This window comes from Streptomyces sp. L500 (assembly GCF_054551825.1).
Window position 1 is genome coordinate 284,863 of sequence record NZ_JBTOLC010000001.1, and the last position, 18,025, is coordinate 302,887.

Here is an 18,025-nt window from a genome sequence, read left to right on the forward strand (position 1 = left end):
AGTGCTGCCCGAACCGGTGGTGAAGCCGGTGCCACCCCGGTCCGGCCCGAAAGGACCGGTCCCCCTGACAAGGCCGAGGCCCCGGCCCCCGCGAGCGCGGGGAACCGGGGCCTCGGCCGGAGGAAGGGGGTGTCAGCAGCCGATGAGGCGGCTGGCGAGGTAGCCCTCGATCTGGTCGAGCGAAACCCGCTCCTGCTTCATCGTGTCGCGCTCGCGCACCGTCACCGCGTTGTCCTCGAGCGTGTCGAAGTCGACCGTGACGCAGAACGGCGTACCGATCTCGTCCTGGCGACGGTAGCGGCGGCCGATGGCGCCCGCGTCGTCGAACTCGATGTTCCAGTTCTTGCGGAGGTCCGCCGCGAGGCCCTTGGCCTTCGGGGACAGCTCCGGGTTGCGGGAGAGCGGGAGGACCGCGACCTTCACCGGGGACAGGCGCGGGTCGAGGCGCAGCACGGTGCGCTTCTCCAGCTTGCCCTTGGCGTTGGGGGCCTCGTCCTCGATGTAGGCGTCGAGGAGGAAGGCGAGCATCGTGCGGCCGACACCGGCGGCGGGCTCGATGACGTAGGGGGTCCAGCGCTCGCCGGCCTCCTGGTCGAAGAAGGACAGGTCCTGGCCGGACGCCTTGGCGTGGGCGCCGAGGTCGTAGTCGGTGCGGTTGGCGACGCCCTCGAGCTCGCCCCACTCGCTGCCGCCGAACTGGAAGCGGTACTCGATGTCAGCGGTGCGCTTGGAGTAGTGGGAGAGCTTCTCCTTCGGGTGCTCGTACCACCGCATGTTCTCCTCGCGCAGGCCGAGACCGGTGTACCAGTTCCAGCGCTGCTGCATCCAGTACTCCTGCCACTGCTCGTCCTCGCCCGGCTTGACGAAGAACTCCATCTCCATCTGCTCGAACTCGCGCGTGCGGAAGATGAAGTTGCCCGGCGTGATCTCGTTGCGGAAGGACTTGCCCATCTGGGCGATGCCGAACGGGGGCTTCTTCCGGGAGGTCTGCTGGACCTGGGCGAAGTTGGTGAAGATGCCCTGGGCGGTCTCGGGGCGCAGGTAGGCGACCGAGCCGGAGTCCTGGGTGGGGCCGAGGTGGGTGGAGAGCAGGCCGGAGAACTGCTTGGGCTCGGTGAACTGGCCCTTGTTGCCGCAGTTCGGGCAGTTGATGTCGGCCAGGCCGTTCTCGGGCAGCTTGCCGTGCTTGGCCTCGTAGGCCTCCTCCAGGTGGTCCGCGCGGTAGCGCTTGTGGCAGGAGGTGCACTCGGTCAGCGGGTCGCTGAAGGTCGCGACGTGGCCGGAGGCGACCCAGACCTCGGAGGCAAGGATCACCGACGAGTCGATACCCACGACGTCCTCGCGCGAGGTGACCATGTAGCGCCACCACTGGCGCTTGATGTTCTCCTTGAGCTCCACGCCGAGCGGACCGTAGTCCCAGGCGGCGCGCTGGCCGCCGTAGATCTCACTGCACGGATAGACAAAGCCACGGCGCTTGCTCAGGCTGACGATGGTGTCGATCTTGTCGGCGGCCACGGTGCTCTCTTCATTGCGACGACGAACAGCGAATGATTCAGGTTACCGGCGCTCCACCCCCTCTCATCAAATCGGCTCTGGCCTTGGCTTGACCCAATCAGCCACAACCGGACGAGCCGGGCTGCCGACGCCCTGCTGTTGACAATCGTTTCCACTTTTGTTGAAAATGAGTGTCATGAACGTACGTCCGACCCGCCCCGTTCGCTCCCGCCGCCGAATAACCGGCGCCGCCGTGGCCATCGCCACGACGCTCGGCCTGGTCTCCCTCTCCGCCTGTTCGGCCATGAGCTCCGACGGCCGGACCGCGGATGGAAAGCTGCAGGTCATAGCGTCGTTCTACCCCCTGGAATTCCTGGCGAAGGAGATCGGCGGCGACCATGTGAAGGTCACCGGCCTGACCAAGCCCGGTGTCGAACCGCACGATCTCGAGCTCACCCCCAAGCAGACCGGCTCGCTGGCCGACGCGGGCGCGATCGTCTACCTCAAGGGCCTCCAGCCCGCCGTCGACGAGGCGATCAAGCAGTCCGGAAACAAGCACATCGCCGACGCGGCCTCCCTGACCTCGCTGGAGAAGCACGGCAACGAGGTCGACGGCCACCACCACACCACCGGCGACAACCACTCGGGCTCCTCCCCCGAGGAAGGCCACGAGGGCCACGCCCACGAGGACGGCAGCGACGACCCCCACATCTGGCTGGACCCGGTGAAGTACGCCGAGGTCGCCAAGGGCGTCGCCGCGACGCTCGGCAAGGCGGATCCGGACCACAAGGCGGACTATGAGAAGAACGCCGCCGCGCTCGGGACGAAGCTGGACGCGCTGAACAAGAAGTTCGCCGAGGGCCTGAAGAACCGGGCCTCGGACACCTTCATCACCACCCACGCCGCCTTCGGCTACCTCGCCGAGCGCTACGGCCTGACCGAGGAGGCGATCAGCGGCGTCGACCCGGAGTCCGAGCCCAGCGCCGCCCGGATGAAGGACCTCCACAAGCTCGCCGAGGACCACCACGTCAGCACGGTCTTCTTCGAGACGCTCGCCAACCCCGCCACGGCGAAGACCCTGGCGAAGGACCTGAAGCTGAAGACGGACGTGCTCGACCCGCTCGAGGGCATCACGGACGAGTCCAGGGGCCACGACTACTTCGAGGTCATGGAGTCCAACCTCGCCGCGCTGCAGAAGGCGCTGGGCACCAAGTGAACACGGACCGAGCGAGCACACAAAGCACAGTGAGCACAGCGACTCCCGAGGAGGCACCCATGGAGCGGCCTGTCATATCCCTGCGCGGGGCCACGGCCTCGCTGGGCTCGCGCCCCGTCCTGCGCGGCGTCGACCTGACCGTGGGCCGCGGCGAGGTCGTCGCCCTGCTCGGCGCCAACGGCTCCGGCAAGTCCACGGCCGTCCGGGCCGTCGTGGGCCAGGTGCCGCTGACCGGCGGCGAGCTGGAGCTCTTCGGCACCCCGCGCCGCCGCTTCCGCGACTGGGCCCGCGTCGGCTACGTCCCCCAGCGCACCACCGCCGCCGGCGGGGTGCCCGCGACCGTGCGCGAGGTCGTCTCCGCCGGCCGGCTGGCCCGTACCAGGCTCGGGCCGACCCGCAGGGCCGACCGCGAGGCCGTGGTCAAGGCGCTGGAGCTGGTCGGCATGGCCGACCGGATCAAGGACTCCGTGAACGCCCTCTCCGGCGGCCAGCACCAGCGGGTGCTGATCGCCCGCGCGCTGGCCGGCGAACCCGAACTGCTGATCATGGACGAGCCGATGGCCGGGGTGGACCTCGCCAGCCAGGAGGTGCTGGCGAACGCCCTGCGCGAGGAGGTCGGCCGCGGCGCCACGGTCCTGCTGGTCCTCCACGAGCTGGGCCCGCTGGAGCCGCTCATCGACCGCGCGGTGGTGCTCCGCGACGGCTGCGTCGTCCACGACGGCCCGCCCCCCAAGGCCGTGGGCCAGCACGCCCTCCCCGGCCACGACCATGTGCACCCGCACGCCGACCCGTCCGCGGAACCGATCAGAACGGGGCTGCTGAGCTGATGGACATTCTCGAACTCGCCTTCATGCAGCGGGCGCTGCTCGCCGCACTGCTGGTGGGCGTCACCGCGCCCGCCATCGGCGTCTACCTCGTCCAGCGCCGCCAGGCGCTGATGGGCGACGGCATCGGCCATGTCGCCCTCACCGGCGTGGGCCTGGGCTTCCTGCTCAACACCAGCCCGGTGTGGGTCGCGACGATCGTCTGCGTCGTCGGCGCCGTGATCATGGAGCTGATCCGCTCCTACGGCAAGGCGCGCGGCGACATCGCCCTCGCCCTGCTCTTCTACGGCGGCATGGCGGGCGGCGTGATGCTGATGAGCCTCGCCCCCGGCGGCTCCAACGCCAACCTCACCACCTACCTCTTCGGCTCGATCACCACCGTCTCGCAGCAGGACATCGTGGCGATCTGCGTCCTGGCCGCGTTCGTGATCGTCACGACGGTCGGGCTGCGCCGGCAGCTGTTCGCGATCTGCCAGGACGAGGAGTTCGCACGCGTCACCGGCCTGCCGGTGCGCGTGCTGAACCTGCTGATCGCGATCACCGCCGCGCTGACCGTCACCGTCGCCATGCGCGTCGTCGGCCTGCTGCTGGTCAGCGCGCTGATGGTGATCCCCGTGGCCGCCTCCCAGCAGCTCGCCCGCAGCTTCGCGACGACCTTCGCCATGGCCGTGGCCATCGGCGTCCTGGTCACCCTTTCGGGCACGGTCACCTCGTACTACGTGGACGTCCCCTCGGGCGCGACGATCGTCCTCATGGCCATCGGCGTCTTCCTCGCGCTCACCGCGCTCGCCACCCCCCTGGCGAGGAAACGCGCGGACCGGGCGGTCGCCGAGGAACGCTGCACCCTGGACGAGCCCACCCCGGGCCCGACCACCGACGACGTCCGGGTCTGATCCACGAGCCTGGCACAATTGTCGTGGCAACACCCCCGGTGGGAGTGTTGCCGCGAGTGTCACGAGTGTTCAGGCGAGCTTGAGGAGGCAACTGTGGCGACCGCCGGTCCCCCGGTACGCGGCCGAGCCACCAAGCAGCGGGCCGCCGTCGCGGCAGCGCTCGACGAGGTGGACGAGTTCCGCAGCGCGCAGGAGCTCCACGACATGCTCAGGCACCGCGGCGCCTCCGTCGGCCTGACCACGGTGTACCGCACCCTCCAGTCCCTCGCCGACGCCGGCGAGGTCGACGTCCTGCGCACCAGCGAGGGCGAGGCCGTCTACCGCCGCTGCTCCAGCGGACACCACCACCACCTCGTCTGCCGCGCCTGCGGCAAGGCGGTCGAGGTCGAGGGCCCGGCCGTCGAGAAGTGGGCCGACTCCATCGCCGAGGAACACGGCTTCGTGGACGTCGCCCACACCATAGAGATCTTCGGCACCTGCGGCGACTGCGCGGCGGCCGCGAAGAGCTGACCGCCCCCCTCAACGGCGAAACGCGTCGGGCGCCTCCGGAACACTTCCGGAGGCGCCCGCCGCGTATGTACGTCTTCCCGCCCTAGGCCCGCGACACCCGCGAGTCCAGCATGGCGCGCAGCATGTCGGTGTCGCCCGGCGCGGTGAGGGCGCGCTTGGGGAGGATGATCAGGCAGCCGCTCCGCTTGTCGGCGCTCATCAGGACGAAGACGTCGTCCCGCTCGACGTAGCGCCCGAAGAGCGACCAGGCCATGCGCTGGGACGAATGGGCGGACGCGCTGGACAGCCCGTCGGCCTCCACCGTCGTACGCGTGGGGCCCTGGAGCCGCGCCGTCTTGTGGAGGGCCCGGGCCTGGATCGTGGGCAGGAACAGCACCAGCGTCACCATGACCGTCATGACCGTCAGGGCGATCCAGTCCTTGCCCGCCACCGCGCCCGGGCCGTGCGGCGCTATGAAGCCGACCGCCATGAGCACGGTGCAGACCGGCAGCAGGATCCTCTGCCACCGCGCGCTGCGGACGGCCCGGTTGCGGCCGTGCAGCGCGGACCGGATGTCGGTGGCCGTCAGCTCGTACTCGAGCGTCAGCGAACCGGCGGCCGTCACCGTGTCACTCACCGGTCGACGACTCCTTGAGGAACTGCTGCTCGTTCGGGATCGCGCCGCCGAAGCGGCGGTCGCGCTGGGCGTACTCCAGGCAGGCGCGCCACAGGTCGCGGCGGTCGAAGTCGGGCCACAGGACGTCCTGGAAGACCATCTCGGCGTAGGCGCTCTGCCAGAGCAGGTAGTTGGAGGTGCGCTGCTCGCCGGACGGGCGCAGGAAGAGGTCGACGTCCGGCATGTCCGGGTAGTAGAGGTACTTGGCCAGCGTCTTCTCGTTGACCTTCGACGGGTCGAGGCGGCCCGCCTTCACGTCCTCCGCCAGGGCCTGCGCCGCGTCGGCGATCTCGGCGCGGCCGCCGTAATTCATGCAGAAGTACAGCGTGAGCTTGTCGTTCTTCTTGGTCTGCTCCTGCGCGATCTGGAGCTCCTTGGCCACCGAGCGCCACAGCCGGGGCATGCGGCCGACCCAGCGCACGCGGATGCCGAGTTCGTCGAGCTGGTCGCGGGTCTTGCGGATGAAGTCGCGGTTGAAGTTCATCAGGAAGCGGACCTCGTCCGGGGAGCGCTTCCAGTTCTCGGTCGAGAAGGCGTAGAGGGAGATGCTGCCCACGCCCATCTCGATCGCGCCCTGGAGGACGTCGAGGACGCGCTCGGCGCCGACCTTGTGGCCCTCGGTGCGCGGCAGGCCGCGCTCCTTGGCCCAGCGGCCGTTGCCGTCCATGACGATCGCCACGTGCTCGGGGACGAGCTCGCCGGGGATCTTCGGGGGGCGGGCGCCCGAAGGGTGCGGGTCGGGGGTGCGGTACTCGCGTCGGGGCCGGCCCAGAATCCCGCGTACAACCATGGGTGCCACTTCTCCTTGATCCCTTTGTCGCTTAGTTCTCGACATACCTGAGCGAGCGAAGCCCCCGCTCCAGATGCCATTGCAGATAGGCCGCCACGAGCCCGCTGCCCTCCCGGACGTGGCGCGCCTCGCAGGCGTCCGCCGTCGCCCAGTCACCCGTGAGCAGCGCGCCCAGGAGCTCGATCGACTCCGAGGAGGGTACGACGCATCCGGGCACCCGGCACTCCCCGCACACCACACCGCCGGCGGCCGCGGAGAAGAACCGGTTCGGCCCGGGCATGCCGCACTTCGCGCAGGCGCCGAAGCTGGGCGCGTAGCCGTTGACGGCGAGGGAGCGCAGCAGGAACGCGTCGAGCACCAGATGGGGGGCGTGGGCCCCGGAGGCGAGGGTGCGCAGCGCGCCGACGAGCAGCAGGTACTGCTGCACGGCGGGCTCGCCCTCGTGGTCGGTGAAGCGCTCGGCGGTCTCCAGCATGGCCGTGCCGGCGGTGTAGCGGGCGTAGTCGGTGACGATCGCGCCACCGTACGGAGCGATGGTCTCGCTCTGGGTGCACAGCGGCAGCCCGCGTCCCACGAGCTCGCTGCCGCGCGCGAAGAACTGGACGTCGACGTGGGAGAACGGCTCCAGCCGCGCCCCGAACTTCGATTTGGTGCGCCGCACCCCCCGGGCCACGGCCCGCACCCGGCCGTGGCCTCGGGTGAGGAGGGTGATGATGCGATCCGCTTCCCCCAGCTTCTGGGTACGAAGGACGATGCCGTCGTCGCGGAACAGACTCATGGAGCCATTCTCCCGTACGGGCGATGTGCCGGGTGCCATCGCCTCCGGAGCCCCAGGGGCATCCGTCCCCCGATCCGCAATACACACGATGTGGTGAAATCCCTCCCGTCTGCGACCGATATGTGCTCTCTTTGCAGGAGAAGCCACGACATTGTGGCCCGTCTCCGGGGAGAGACGAGGGGGTGCCGACGCGTGCGTGTGTTCATCGCGGGGATCGACGGATATCTCGGCTGGCCGCTCGCCCAGCACCTGGCCGCCCGGGGGCACACCGTCGCCGGTGCCGACGCGCTGCTGCGCCGGGCCTGGGTCGGTGAGCGGGGCTCGGTCAGCGCCGTGCCGATCGCCCCGGTGTACGAGCGGCTCGCCGCGTTCCGTGAGCTGAGCGGCGGGCCCCTGCCGTTCTCGCCCCTGGACCTGCGGGACCACCCCGCGCTGGGCCGGGCCCTGGCGGCCTTCGCCCCCGACGCCGTGGTGCACCTCGCGGAGTGCCCCTCCGCCCCGTACTCGATGATCGACTTCCGCCACGCCGACTTCGTCCAGAGCAACAACGTCTCCGGCACCCTCAGCCTGCTGTTCGCGATGCGCGAGCACTGCCCCGGCGCCCATCTGGTCAAGCTCGGCACCATGGGCGAGTACGGCACGCCCGACCTGGACATTCCCGAGGGCTTCTTCGACGTCGAGTTCCGCGGCCGGCGCGACCGGCTGCCGTTCCCCCGGCAGGCGGGGTCCTGGTACCACTGGAGCAAGGTCTTCGACTCGCAGAACGTCGGCTTCGCCTGCCGGCTGTGGGGGCTCGCGGCGACGGATGTGATGCAGGGGGTCGTCTACGGGAGCTGGTGCCCGCCCGCCGATCCCCGGCTCAACAGCCGCCTGGACTTCGACGAGGCGTTCGGCACCGCGATCAATCGTTTCTGTTGTCAGGCGGTCATCGGCCGGCCCATCACCCCGTACGGCAACGGCACCCAGAGCCGCGGCCTGCTGTCGCTGGCCGACTGCCTCCAGTGCCTCACGCTCGTCCTGGAGCATCCGCCCGCCCCCGGCGAGTACCGCGTCGTCAACCAGCTCCGCGACGTGCTGTCCGTCGGCCGGCTCGCCGAGCTGGTCCGGGACGCCGCGCGGGCGCTGGGGATCGACGCCCGGATCGCCGCCGTCGCCAATCCGCGCGACGAGGCGGAGACGCACCACTACAACCCCGACAGCGAGAAGCTGCGGAAGCTGGGCTTCAAGCCGTCGGCGCCCATCGGCGCGGAGCTGCGGCAGATGATCGGCGATCTGCTCCCGCACGCCGACCGCGTCCGCGCCCACGCCGACCGGCTCCCGCCCACCGTCCGCTGGCGGCGGCCCCAGATCTCTTCCGTCCCGAATCCAGCAGAGGAAGGAAACCGGAATGAGCCGGAAACTGCGGCAGATCATGACGACGGTGGCCGAGGACCCCACCGCCCTGCGTGAGCTGTGCGACGACACCCCCGCCCTCGCCGAGCGCTTCGGCCTGACCCCCGAGGAGCACGACCGGCTGGCCGGGGCCGACCGGCTGAGCCCCCGCACAGCGGATGGCCACGCGCTCTCGATGATCACCCTGCACACCATCACCATCACCGGCGGCATGAACCTGTGACGGCCGTCCCGCCCGTGATCAGCGTGGTGATGCCCGCGCGGAACGAGGGCGCCAGGGTCGGGGCGACCATCGCCTCGGCCCTGGACACCGCCGCCGGGCCGGACGACATCGAGTTCGTCGTCGTGGACGACTGCTCGGCGCCCGACCGGCGGCCGGAGGTCGGCGGCGCCGCGGCCCGGCGCCGTACGACGGTCATCCGCTCCGCCCGGCGCCTCGGCGTGGGTGCCGCCCGCAATCTGGCCGCCCGCCACGCCCGGGGCCGGGTGCTGTTCGTGACGGACGCGCACACGGGTTTTTCCGCCGGCTGGGACCGTACGGCCATCCGGCTGCTCGCCCCGGGGCGGATCCTGTCCGTCACCGTTCTGGACAGCACCTCGGCCTGGCGCGGCCACGGCTGCCGCCTCGTCGTCCCGTACATGGGCACGCGCTGGAACACCGCCGTCCCCGAGGGCCGGCTGGTCCAGGTCGCCTCCTCGGCCGGCACCGTCCTCGAACGCGCGCTCTTCGAGCGTATCGGCGGCTACGACGAAGGGATGGTCCACTACAGCGGTTTCGAGCCCGAGTTCAGCGTCCGGGCGTGGCGGACCGGAGCCGAGATCGTCCACACCACGGACATCGAGATCGCGCACCGCTTCAAGCCGAGGGAGGAGGTCACCGCTTTCCTGGGCGCGGCGCGCACCTCGATCGTCCACAACTGTCTGCGCTTCGGCACGGCCCATCTGCCGGAGTCGATGATCCTGGAGATGGTGCGGCTGCACGCCCTGGAGTTCCCGGAGCACATCCGCGCGGCGCTGGCCCTGCTGGAGGAGCGCGGCGCGTGGCGCCGCCGCGAGGAGCTGGCGGCGACGCTCCCGCACGACTTCGCGTGGTTCGTACGCCGCTTCGGCCTGCTCGATCAGATCGGCAGGCCGGTCCCCGAGAAGTAGACGCTCACGACGGCGTGCGCGCCGCCGCGAGGAGCCGGTCGGTGTCCTCGGGACAGATCAGCAGCGCCCGCCCGACCGTCGCCAGCACCTCCCGCTCCGCCGGCCGGTAGGGGCCGTCGGCCAGGGCGATCCGGGCCCCCTGGAGCAGGATCTGCTCACGGCCCGCCGGCGCCAGGTGGGGGGCCAGCGGCTCCAGGGCCTCGTGGAGCTCGATGGCCAGGGCCGTGCCGCAGGGGTCGAAGCCGTCGCGGCTCGCGTCGCCCGGCGGCGTCGCGTACCGGCCGGGCAGCCGTCCGGTGTCCGCGGCGAGCGCCTCGATCAGGGTGACGAGCTGCTCCTCGCTGCAGTCGGCGAAGCCGGCCGCCCGGACCGCGCCGACCGCCGCGCGACGGACCGTACGGGCCTCGGTGCCGCCCGCGGCCAGCACCGCGAGGGCCACCGTGTGCACGGCGTCGCGCAGCATCGCGGAGAAGCGGGTGGTGGTGGGGTGGTCGAGGACGTCCATGGCGTAGCGGCCGCGGCAGGCCGTGCACTCCACGATGGGCCCGACCGGGCCGCGCGGCAGCAGCGGCACCCCGAACGCGACAAGGCGGCGCCGGCCCGTGCGACGGTGGTAATTGCGGTCCCCGCCGCAACCGGGGCAGAAGAACTCGCCGTCTCCGACGGTGCGCCATACGGTGCGTACGCCCACCACACACCGGTCCGGGCTGTGTCGGCCTTGCGCGTGCATCACGGCGCACCTCCATAACGCCACGGCCTGGTCGCCGCGTTGACGTGATGTTAGCCACATCGTTGATGCCGCGTCAGTACCCCGGCGGCCGAGTTGGGGCGGGTACTGGCCGAAGGCGCCGGCGAGCCCACCGGATGCGGTGTTTTCACCGGCGCCAGGTTGACGGAGCGCGACGGGGGTTACGGACCGTCAGTGGCGGTACGCGCGGTTCACCGCCGAGACGACGGCCTTGATCGAGGCCCGGGTGGTGTTGCCGTCGATGCCGATGCCCCACAGCACCTTTCCGTCGATCACGCACTCGATGTACGAGGCGGCCTGGGCGCTCGCGCCCTCGCTCATCGTGTGCTCGGTGTAGTCGAGCAGCCGGGCGTCGACGCCGATGCCGGCCAGCGCGTCGAAGAAGGCCGAGATCGGGCCGTTGCCCGTGCCCGTGAGCACGGTCTCCGCTCCGTCGACGACGGCCTCGACGGTCAGCGCGTCGGTGCCGTCGCTGGTGGTGGAGGTCTGGGTGGAGCGCAGCGCGATCCGGCCCCAGGCGTGACCGTCCACCGGCAGGTACTCGTCCTGGAAGACGGCCCAGATCTCCTGCGGGGTGACCTCGCCGCCCTCGGCGTCGGTCTTCAGCTGGATGATCCTCGAGAACTCGATCTGCATCCGGCGCGGCAGGTCCAGCTTGTGGTCATGCTTGAGGACGTAGGCGATGCCGCCCTTGCCGGACTGGGAGTTGACGCGGATGACCGCCTCGTACGAACGGCCGACGTCCTTGGGGTCGATGGGCAGGTAGGGCACCGCCCACTCGATGTCGTCCACGGTCTTCCCGGCGGCGGCCGCGTCGGCCGCCATCGCCTCGAAGCCCTTCTTGATGGCGTCCTGGTGGGAGCCGGAGAAGGCGGTGTAGACCAGGTCGCCCGCGTAGGGGTGGCGCGGGTGGACCTCCATCTGGTTGCAGTACTCGGCGGTCCGGCGGACCTCGTCGATCTGCGAGAAGTCGATCTGCGGGTCGACGCCCTGGGAGAAGAGGTTCATGCCCAGGGTGACCAGGTCGACGTTGCCGGTGCGCTCGCCCTGGCCGAACAGGCAGCCCTCGATCCGGTCCGCCCCGGCCATGATCGCCAGTTCGGCGGCGGCGACGGCGGTGCCCCGGTCGTTGTGGGGGTGGACGGACAGGCAGATGTGCTCGCGGCGGGACAGGTGCCGGGACATCCACTCGAAGCGGTCGGCGTGGGTGGAGGGGGTGGAGCGCTCCACGGTCGCCGGCAGGTTCAGGATGATCTCGCGGCCCGCCTCGGGCTGCCAGACGTCCATGACGCCCTCGCAGACCTCCAGCGCGAAGTCCAGCTCGGTGTCGGTGAAGATCTCCGGGCTGTACTGGTAGCCGAAGACGGTGTCGGCGCCGAGGATCTTGTCGGCGTACTCCATCACCAGCCGGGTGCCGTCGACGGCGATCTGCTTGACCTGCTCGCGCGAGCCCCGGAAGACCACGCGGCGGAAGACGGGCGCGGTGGCGTTGTAGAGGTGGACGGTGGCGCGGTGGGCGCCGCGCAGGGACTCGACCGTCCGCTCGATCAGCTCCTCGCGGGCCTGGGTGAGGACGGAGATCGTCACGTCCTCGGGGATGGCGTCCTCCTCGATGATCGAGCGGACGAAGTCGAAGTCCGTGGCGCCGGAGGAGGGGAAGCCGACCTCGATCTCCTTGTAGCCCATGCGGACCAGCAGGTCGAACATCTCGCGCTTGCGGGCGGGCGACATGGGGTCGATCAGCGCCTGGTTGCCGTCGCGCAGATCGGTCGACAGCCAGCGGGGCGCCTTGGTGATCCGCCGGTCCGGCCAGGTGCGGCCGGGGATCTCCACGGCCTCGTACGGACGGTACTTGTGGACCGGCATCCCGGAGGGCCGCTGGGTGACGGTGGCGGCGGTGACGGGCGTGGGGCGGCCGACGGAAACGGAAGGCTGCTGGGACATGGTGCGGAAGGCTCCTCGGATTGTCCTTGCGGGACGGCCGACGGGGCTGCGGGCTGCTGATCGACGGGTGCGCAGCACCGGACTCCGCGGGGAGGGGGTCGGCCTTCGCTACAGACCCTCGCCGCGGCGGCTAAGAAGAAGCAGCACGTCACACATGGTGCACAGCAGGCTAGCCGAGACGCGCGGGGCGGGGCAGGGGCGTTTCAGCATGCGGGACGCGGGACCCCGGCCACGGAATCCGGCCACTCGTTTGTGTTAATCCATGCACCGGGCACTGACAAGGCGGGGACCCGGTGCCAGATTCGGCCCATGACTACCCAGAAACACGGGATCTTCTGCGGCATCGTCCCGCCGCACGTACTCGACCGTCTGGCCCAGTCCGAGGACCCCCGGCACCACGAGCCCGCGCGCCGCACCCTCGAGCACGACGGCAGCCTGCGCACCCGCCGCCGGCTCACCGCCGCGCGGACGACCGCGGGCTCCCCGGCGGGCGCCCTTTCCGACAAGCCGCAGCGGACGATCTTCGACGCCCGGCACGTGGAGACCCTGCCGGGCACGAAGGTGCACGCCGAGGCCGACGCGCCCAGCAAGGACGCCACGGTCAACCGGGCGCACGCGGGGCTCGGCGCCACGTTCGACCTCTATCTGAAGGTCTACGGCAGGCACTCCATCGACGGCGCCGGCCTGCCGCTGAACGCCACCGTCCACTACGGCGAGAAGTACGACAACGCCTTCTGGGACGGCGAGCAGATGGTCTTCGGCGACGGGGACGGCGATCTCTTCCTCGACTTCACCCTTCCCGTGGACGTCATCGGCCACGAGCTGACCCACGGGGTGACCCAGCACACCGCCAATCTGGAGTACTACGGCCAGTCCGGCGCGCTCAACGAGTCCGTCTCGGACGTCTTCGGCTCCCTGATCAAGCAGTACGCCCTCGGGCAGACCACCGACCAGGCCGACTGGCTGATCGGCGAGGGGCTCCTCGGCCCGGACGTCACCGGCAAGGCCCTGCGCTCGATGAAGGCGCCCGGCACCGCCTACGACGACGACAAGCTCGGCAGGGACCCGCAGCCCGCCACCATGGACCAGTTCGTGCGCACCAGCCGGGACAACGGCGGTGTGCACATCAACTCCGGCATCCCCAACCACGCGTTCTACCTGCTGGCCACCGCCCTCGGCGGGCAGGCATGGGAGCGCGCCGGGAGGATCTGGTACGCCACGCTGACGGGCGGGGAGCTGGCCGCCGACGCCGACTTCGCGGCCTTCGCCCGGCTGACGGCGGCCACGGCGAGGACGCTGTACGGCGAGGGGGACGCCGTCCAGGCCGTGCTCAAGGCGTGGAGCCAGGTCGGCGTTCCCGCGGCATAGGGCCGGTCGGCCCCCGATGCGGGCCGCGCGGATCAGGAATGTCCGCGAACCATGGGGTAGGGATGACGGTATGCGTATCGTCATCTGCCGTACCGGCGGTTTCGCCGGCATCGAGCGTCGGGCCGAGCTGGACACCTGCGGCCGGTCCGACGCCACGCACCTGGAGGCCCTGGCCCACCGCGCGCTGGCGCCGGGCCGGGACGCCCACGACCACGGCCGGGGCGTCCCGGACGGCTTCCACTACGAGATCAACGTGGACGGCCGCTCGGTCCACCTCGCGGACCCCCACCTCTCCGAGGACCAGCGCGAGCTGATCCAGACGGTGCTCAAGGAGGGGGCGTAGCGGTCCGGTATCTGCGGGCCGGTGGGGGCTGATCGCGCAGTTCCCCGCGCCCCTTACGGGGCCCTCCCCCTAGAAGCCCAGCTTGCGGAGCTGCTTCGGGTCCCGCTGCCAGTCCTTGGCGACCTTCACGTGGAGGTCCAGGAAGACCGGCGTGCCCAGCAGGGCCTCGATGTGCTTGCGGGACTTCATGCCGACCTCCTTCAGGCGGGCGCCCTTGGGGCCGATGATGATGCCCTTCTGGCTGGGCCGCTCGATGTAGACGTTGGCGTGGATGTCCAGCAGCGGCCTGTCCTTGGGCCGGTCCTCGCGCGGCAGCATCTCCTCGACCACGACGGCGATGGAGTGCGGCAGCTCGTCGCGGACGCCCTCCAGGGCGGCCTCGCGGATCAGCTCGGCGACCATGATCTGCTCGGGCTCGTCGGTGAGGTCGCCCTCGGGGTAGAGCGGCGGGCTCTCCGGCAGCATCGGCGCGATCAGGTCGGCCAGCAGGGAGACCTGCTTGTCGCCCACAGCCGAGACCGGGACGATCTGCGCCCACTGGATGCCCAGCTCCTCGCCCAGCTGCTGGATGGCGATCAGCTGCTCGGCGAGCTGCTTGGAGTCGACCAGGTCCGTCTTGGTGACGATCGCGATCTTCGGGGTCTTCTTGATCCCCGCGAGTTCCTTGGCGATGAACTTGTCACCCGGGCCGAGCTTCTGGTCGGCGGGCAGGCAGAAACCGATCACGTCGACCTCGGCCCAGGTGGTCCGGACCACGTCGTTGAGCCGCTCGCCCAGCAGGGTGCGCGGCTTGTGGAGGCCGGGCGTGTCCACCAGGACGAGCTGGGCGTCCGGGCGGTGCACGATGCCGCGCACGGTGTGGCGGGTGGTCTGCGGACGGTTGGAGGTGATCGCGACCTTCGTCCCCACCAGTGCGTTGGTCAGGGTCGACTTGCCCGCGTTGGGGCGGCCGACGAAGCACGCGAAGCCCGCGCGGTGGGGGGCCGGGGACGGGGAGGAAGCTCTATCCATGCCCCATATTCTCCCCGATCCCCCGACGGGCTCGAACCAGCGGGCGGGCGCGGCGCTCAGCCGGCCGTGACCACCGGCCCCGGCGTCCCGTCCGGGCCCGCCAGCAGCACGGGCGTCGCGGGCCCGCCGAGGTCGCGCACGGCGGCGCGGTCCTCGTCGCTGACGGCCTCCGCCGCGGAGACCACCGCGGCGGCCTCCAGGGACGTCGCCCCGCTGGCCACGGCCATGGCCACGGCCGTCCGGAGCGCGCTCAGCCGCAGCGAGTCCAGGGCGACCGTCCCGGCGACGTACGTACGGCCGGTCTCGTCACGGACGGCCGCGCCCTCGGGCACGGCGTTGCGGGCGCGGGTGGCGCGGGCGAGCGTGATCAGCTTGCGGTCCTCGGGGTCCAGGGCAGCATCCAGGGCATCCGTCATGCCTGGAGCATAGGGGCGGCCCCGGACGCGCTCCCGGGCGGCCTCGGCCGGCGACCGGCCACGCCTCAGCCGGCCACGGAGTACATCGCGCCGCGCCGGCCCTCGGGCGAGGTCAGCCACGCCACCCGCTCCGCCGTGCCGGTGCCGGCGACGGGGTTGTGCAGCACGATCGTCAGGTCCGGGCGGGCCGGTACGCGCAGCTGGGCGCTCTCGAAGAGGAGGTCGCCCACGAGCGGGTGGTGGAGGGCCTTGCGCACCAGGCCCGCCGGGGACACGTCACCGCGCGCCCACAGCTCCGTGAACTCCGGGCTCGCGGCGGAGACCTCGGCCAGCACCTCCTCGAAGCCCTCGTCGCCGGGGCGGTCCGAGCAGGCGGCGCGGTAGGAGGCGACGACGCGCGGGGCGTTCTCCTCCCAGTTCCCGGCGCGCGAGCGGTAGACGGGGTCGGTGAAGAAGTCGATGAGGCAGTTCTGCCGGTTCTCCGGGCGGAACCCGAGGATGACCCGGGCGGACTCGTTGTAGGCGACGAGGTTCCAGTAGGGGTCCATGATGTGCGCCGGGGAGGGCAGCCAGCCGTCGATCAGCCGGCGCAGCCCGTCGCACAGGTACTCCGCGTCGTATTCGGCCTCGGGCAGCGGCGGGTTCAGCCCCGCCAGGACGTACAGGTGCCGCCGCTCGGCGCCGCCCAGCCGCAGCACGCGGGCGACCGCGTCGAGGACCTGCGGCGAGACGGTGATGTCCCGGCCCTGTTCCAGCCACTGGTACCAGGAGGCGCCCACCCCGGCGAGGACGGCGACCTCCTCGCGGCGCAGCCCCGGCGTCCGGCGGCGGCCCCCGCCGTCGGGCAGCCCCGCCTCGGCCGGTGACACCCTGGCCCGACGGCTCATCAAGAACTCGCGCAGCTCCTGGCGGCGGCGCGGCTTCTCCTGCGTGGCGACGGTCAAACTCTCCCCCTTGCCTGGTGGTGCGGCCACCACCATAAGCGCGCACTCCCCAGCGTTGTTCCTCCCGGCGGAGGCTGATCGCATGGCGATCGACTCCCCTCCCCTGACGACCCCCGTCGCGGCGGCCCCGCGCATGACCACCCGCGACAAGCTGATCCTGATGGTGCTGTGCGCGGCGCAGTTCATCGTCGCCCTCGACTTCTCCATCCTGAACGTGGCGCTGCCCGTGCTCGGCGACGACCTGGGCATGGGCCAGGCCGACCTCCAGTGGGCGGTCACGGCGTTCGCCCTGCCGTCGGGCGGCTTCCTGCTCTTCTTCGGCCGGATCGCCGACCTCTACGGGCGCCGGAAGCTGTTCCTGGCCGGGCTCGTCCTCTTCACCGTCGCCTCCGCCCTGGCCACCGTCGCCTGGGACCCGGCGACCTTCCTGACCGGGCGGGCCCTCCAGGGGCTGGGCGCGGCCGTGATCGTGCCGACCGGGATGTCCCTGCTGACCACGACCTTCACCGAGGGCCCGCGGCGTGAGCGGGCGCTGGGCATCAGCGGCACCCTGATGTCCCTGGGCTTCACCATCGGCATGGTGCTCGGCGGTGTGATGACCGACTCGCTGGGCTGGCGCTCCACGATGGGGCTGCTGGCGGTGGCGGGCGTCGGCGTGCTCCTCGCCGCGCCGGGCCTGCTGACCGAGTCCAGGCGGGCGGACCGTCCCCGGCTGGACCTGCCGGGCGCGGTGACGGTGACGGGCGGGCTGCTCGCGCTGATCTACGCCCTGTCGACCGCCGCCCAGCGGGGCTTCGGCGGCGCGGACGTCATCGCGACGCTGGTCGCCGGCGCGGCCCTGCTGGTGGCGTTCGTCGTGGTCGAGTCGCGGGCGGCCGAGCCGCTGGTGTCCCTGCCGATGCTGCGGCGGCGGACGGTGGCCTGGGGGAACCTGGCCGGGTTGACCACGTTCGCGATGATGTCCTCGGTGATCTTCCTGCTCACCCTGTACCTCCAGGAGGTCCTGGAGCTGTCGGCCGTCCTCACCGGCCTGATCTTCGGTGTGACGGGCCTGGCGGCGGCGCTCGGCGGGGTGACCGCGCCCCGGATCATCGCCCGCTTCGGCGCGCGCGCCACGCTGGTGACCGGTCTGCTGGTGCAGGCCGTCTGCACGGCGGCCCTGCTGGGCCTGGGCGCCGGCCAGGCCGGCGCGTGGCTGGCCCTGGTGGGCACGTCGCTCGGCTGCGTCGGCCACCTGTGGGCGATCGTCGCCTACGGCGTGACGGCGACGTCGGGGCTGCCGGACGGGGAGCAGGGCCTGGCCACGGGCCTGGTCACCAGCTCACAGCAGGTGGGGCTGACCATCGGCATCCCGCTGCTGAGCGCGGTGGCGTCGGCGCGGGTGAGTGTGCTGCGGGACGCGGGCCACTCGTTCGCGTCGGCGACGCTCGGGGGCGTCCGGGTGGGTGTCGGCGTCGACGCGGCGGTGGTCGTGGCGGTGGCCGCGGCAACGTTCTTCGGCCTGCGCCGCGTGCCGCGCTGACGCGCGGTGTCCTCAAACGCCGGACGGG

Annotated in this window: 19 protein-coding genes; 10 read left to right on the top strand and 9 right to left on the bottom strand. The window is 71.4% G+C overall.

The features are described from left to right. Positions 1–132 precede the first annotated feature (132 nt). On the bottom strand, positions 133–1,515 hold the full coding sequence (locus ACX9I7_RS01465) for a glycine--tRNA ligase (RefSeq protein ID WP_189452119.1): 1,383 nt from the start codon (positions 1,513–1,515) through the stop codon (positions 133–135). A gap of 175 nt (positions 1,516–1,690) precedes the next feature. On the opposite strand from ACX9I7_RS01465, the gene ACX9I7_RS01470 reads away from it, so the two are divergent. The 4 genes from ACX9I7_RS01470 to ACX9I7_RS01485 all read left to right on the top strand — a co-directional run bounded on the left by ACX9I7_RS01470 (position 1,691) and on the right by ACX9I7_RS01485 (position 4,937). After that, positions 1,691–2,710, top strand: coding sequence for a metal ABC transporter substrate-binding protein (locus tag ACX9I7_RS01470; RefSeq protein ID WP_387575974.1), 1,020 nt, complete (start codon positions 1,691–1,693; stop codon positions 2,708–2,710). Positions 2,711–2,769: 59 nt separating this feature from the next. Beyond that, positions 2,770–3,537 (top strand): metal ABC transporter ATP-binding protein, encoded by a 768-nt coding sequence (locus ACX9I7_RS01475; RefSeq protein ID WP_189452122.1) that lies wholly within the window; start codon positions 2,770–2,772, stop codon positions 3,535–3,537. Next, the gene (locus ACX9I7_RS01480) at positions 3,537–4,427 is read left to right on the top strand and encodes a metal ABC transporter permease (RefSeq protein ID WP_459386264.1); all 891 of its coding nucleotides are present in this window, start codon (positions 3,537–3,539) and stop codon (positions 4,425–4,427) included. Before ACX9I7_RS01475 ends, ACX9I7_RS01480 begins: the two co-directional genes overlap by 1 nt. 93 nt (positions 4,428–4,520) lie before the next feature. Continuing rightward, a complete protein-coding gene (locus tag ACX9I7_RS01485; RefSeq protein WP_459386265.1) occupies positions 4,521–4,937 on the top strand; it encodes a Fur family transcriptional regulator in 417 nt (138 codons plus the stop codon). An 82-nt stretch (positions 4,938–5,019) separates the two neighbouring features. Here ACX9I7_RS01485 and ACX9I7_RS01490 read toward each other — a convergent pair whose 3' ends face one another. From ACX9I7_RS01490 to recO, 3 genes are read right to left on the bottom strand one after another with little or no spacing between them, the layout of a single operon-like run. Continuing rightward, positions 5,020–5,553: a YcxB family protein gene (locus ACX9I7_RS01490; RefSeq protein WP_459386266.1), complete on the bottom strand. Its 534-nt coding sequence runs from the start codon at positions 5,551–5,553 to the stop codon at positions 5,020–5,022. After that, positions 5,546–6,382: an isoprenyl transferase gene (locus tag ACX9I7_RS01495; RefSeq protein WP_358239042.1), complete on the bottom strand. Its 837-nt coding sequence runs from the start codon at positions 6,380–6,382 to the stop codon at positions 5,546–5,548. The genes ACX9I7_RS01490 and ACX9I7_RS01495 overlap by 8 nt, the downstream gene beginning before the upstream one ends. 31 nt (positions 6,383–6,413) lie before the next feature. Continuing rightward, entirely contained in the window at positions 6,414–7,160 is a 747-nt protein-coding gene (gene recO, locus ACX9I7_RS01500; protein ID WP_189452132.1) for a DNA repair protein RecO, read from the bottom strand. A gap of 192 nt (positions 7,161–7,352) precedes the next feature. Here recO and ACX9I7_RS01505 point away from each other — a divergent pair, with 192 nt between their 5' ends. The 3 genes from ACX9I7_RS01505 to ACX9I7_RS01515 are packed head-to-tail and all read left to right on the top strand — an operon-like array spanning position 7,353 to position 9,701. Beyond that, complete coding sequence (locus ACX9I7_RS01505) at positions 7,353–8,609, top strand: NAD-dependent epimerase/dehydratase family protein (protein WP_459386267.1); 1,257 nt, start codon at positions 7,353–7,355, stop codon at positions 8,607–8,609. Then, the gene (locus ACX9I7_RS01510; protein WP_387575966.1) at positions 8,548–8,775 is read left to right on the top strand and encodes a hypothetical protein; all 228 of its coding nucleotides are present in this window, start codon (positions 8,548–8,550) and stop codon (positions 8,773–8,775) included. Before ACX9I7_RS01505 ends, ACX9I7_RS01510 begins: the two co-directional genes overlap by 62 nt. After that, on the top strand, positions 8,772–9,701 hold the full coding sequence (locus ACX9I7_RS01515) for a glycosyltransferase family 2 protein (protein WP_459386268.1): 930 nt from the start codon (positions 8,772–8,774) through the stop codon (positions 9,699–9,701). The genes ACX9I7_RS01510 and ACX9I7_RS01515 overlap by 4 nt, the downstream gene beginning before the upstream one ends. 4 nt (positions 9,702–9,705) lie before the next feature. Here the strand turns inward: ACX9I7_RS01515 and ACX9I7_RS01520 are convergent, their stop codons facing one another. Both ACX9I7_RS01520 and leuA read right to left on the bottom strand, forming a co-directional pair. Beyond that, a complete protein-coding gene (locus ACX9I7_RS01520) occupies positions 9,706–10,431 on the bottom strand; it encodes a tellurite resistance TerB family protein (RefSeq protein ID WP_126914037.1) in 726 nt (241 codons plus the stop codon). A 189-nt stretch (positions 10,432–10,620) separates the two neighbouring features. Further along, entirely contained in the window at positions 10,621–12,393 is a 1,773-nt protein-coding gene (leuA, locus tag ACX9I7_RS01525; RefSeq protein WP_459386269.1) for a 2-isopropylmalate synthase, read from the bottom strand. Positions 12,394–12,702: 309 nt separating this feature from the next. Here leuA and ACX9I7_RS01530 point away from each other — a divergent pair, with 309 nt between their 5' ends. Both ACX9I7_RS01530 and ACX9I7_RS01535 read left to right on the top strand, forming a co-directional pair. After that, a complete protein-coding gene (locus ACX9I7_RS01530; protein ID WP_459386270.1) occupies positions 12,703–13,761 on the top strand; it encodes a M4 family metallopeptidase in 1,059 nt (352 codons plus the stop codon). A 70-nt stretch (positions 13,762–13,831) separates the two neighbouring features. Continuing rightward, the gene (locus tag ACX9I7_RS01535) at positions 13,832–14,104 is read left to right on the top strand and encodes a protealysin inhibitor emfourin (RefSeq protein WP_387575958.1); all 273 of its coding nucleotides are present in this window, start codon (positions 13,832–13,834) and stop codon (positions 14,102–14,104) included. 69 nt (positions 14,105–14,173) lie between these two features. Here the strand turns inward: ACX9I7_RS01535 and era are convergent, their stop codons facing one another. The 3 genes from era to ACX9I7_RS01550 all read right to left on the bottom strand — a co-directional run bounded on the left by era (position 14,174) and on the right by ACX9I7_RS01550 (position 16,511). Beyond that, positions 14,174–15,115, bottom strand: a complete 942-nt coding sequence (era, locus tag ACX9I7_RS01540) for a GTPase Era (protein ID WP_189452145.1) — start codon at positions 15,113–15,115, stop codon at positions 14,174–14,176. 56 nt (positions 15,116–15,171) lie between these two features. Further along, a complete protein-coding gene (locus ACX9I7_RS01545) occupies positions 15,172–15,531 on the bottom strand; it encodes a cytidine deaminase (protein WP_459386271.1) in 360 nt (119 codons plus the stop codon). 65 nt (positions 15,532–15,596) lie between these two features. Then, a complete protein-coding gene (locus ACX9I7_RS01550) occupies positions 15,597–16,511 on the bottom strand; it encodes a helix-turn-helix transcriptional regulator (RefSeq protein ID WP_387575954.1) in 915 nt (304 codons plus the stop codon). Positions 16,512–16,557: 46 nt separating this feature from the next. Here ACX9I7_RS01550 and ACX9I7_RS01555 point away from each other — a divergent pair, with 46 nt between their 5' ends. Beyond that, positions 16,558–17,997 (top strand): MFS transporter, encoded by a 1,440-nt coding sequence (locus tag ACX9I7_RS01555; RefSeq protein ID WP_459386272.1) that lies wholly within the window; start codon positions 16,558–16,560, stop codon positions 17,995–17,997. Positions 17,998–18,025: the final 28 nt, after the last annotated feature.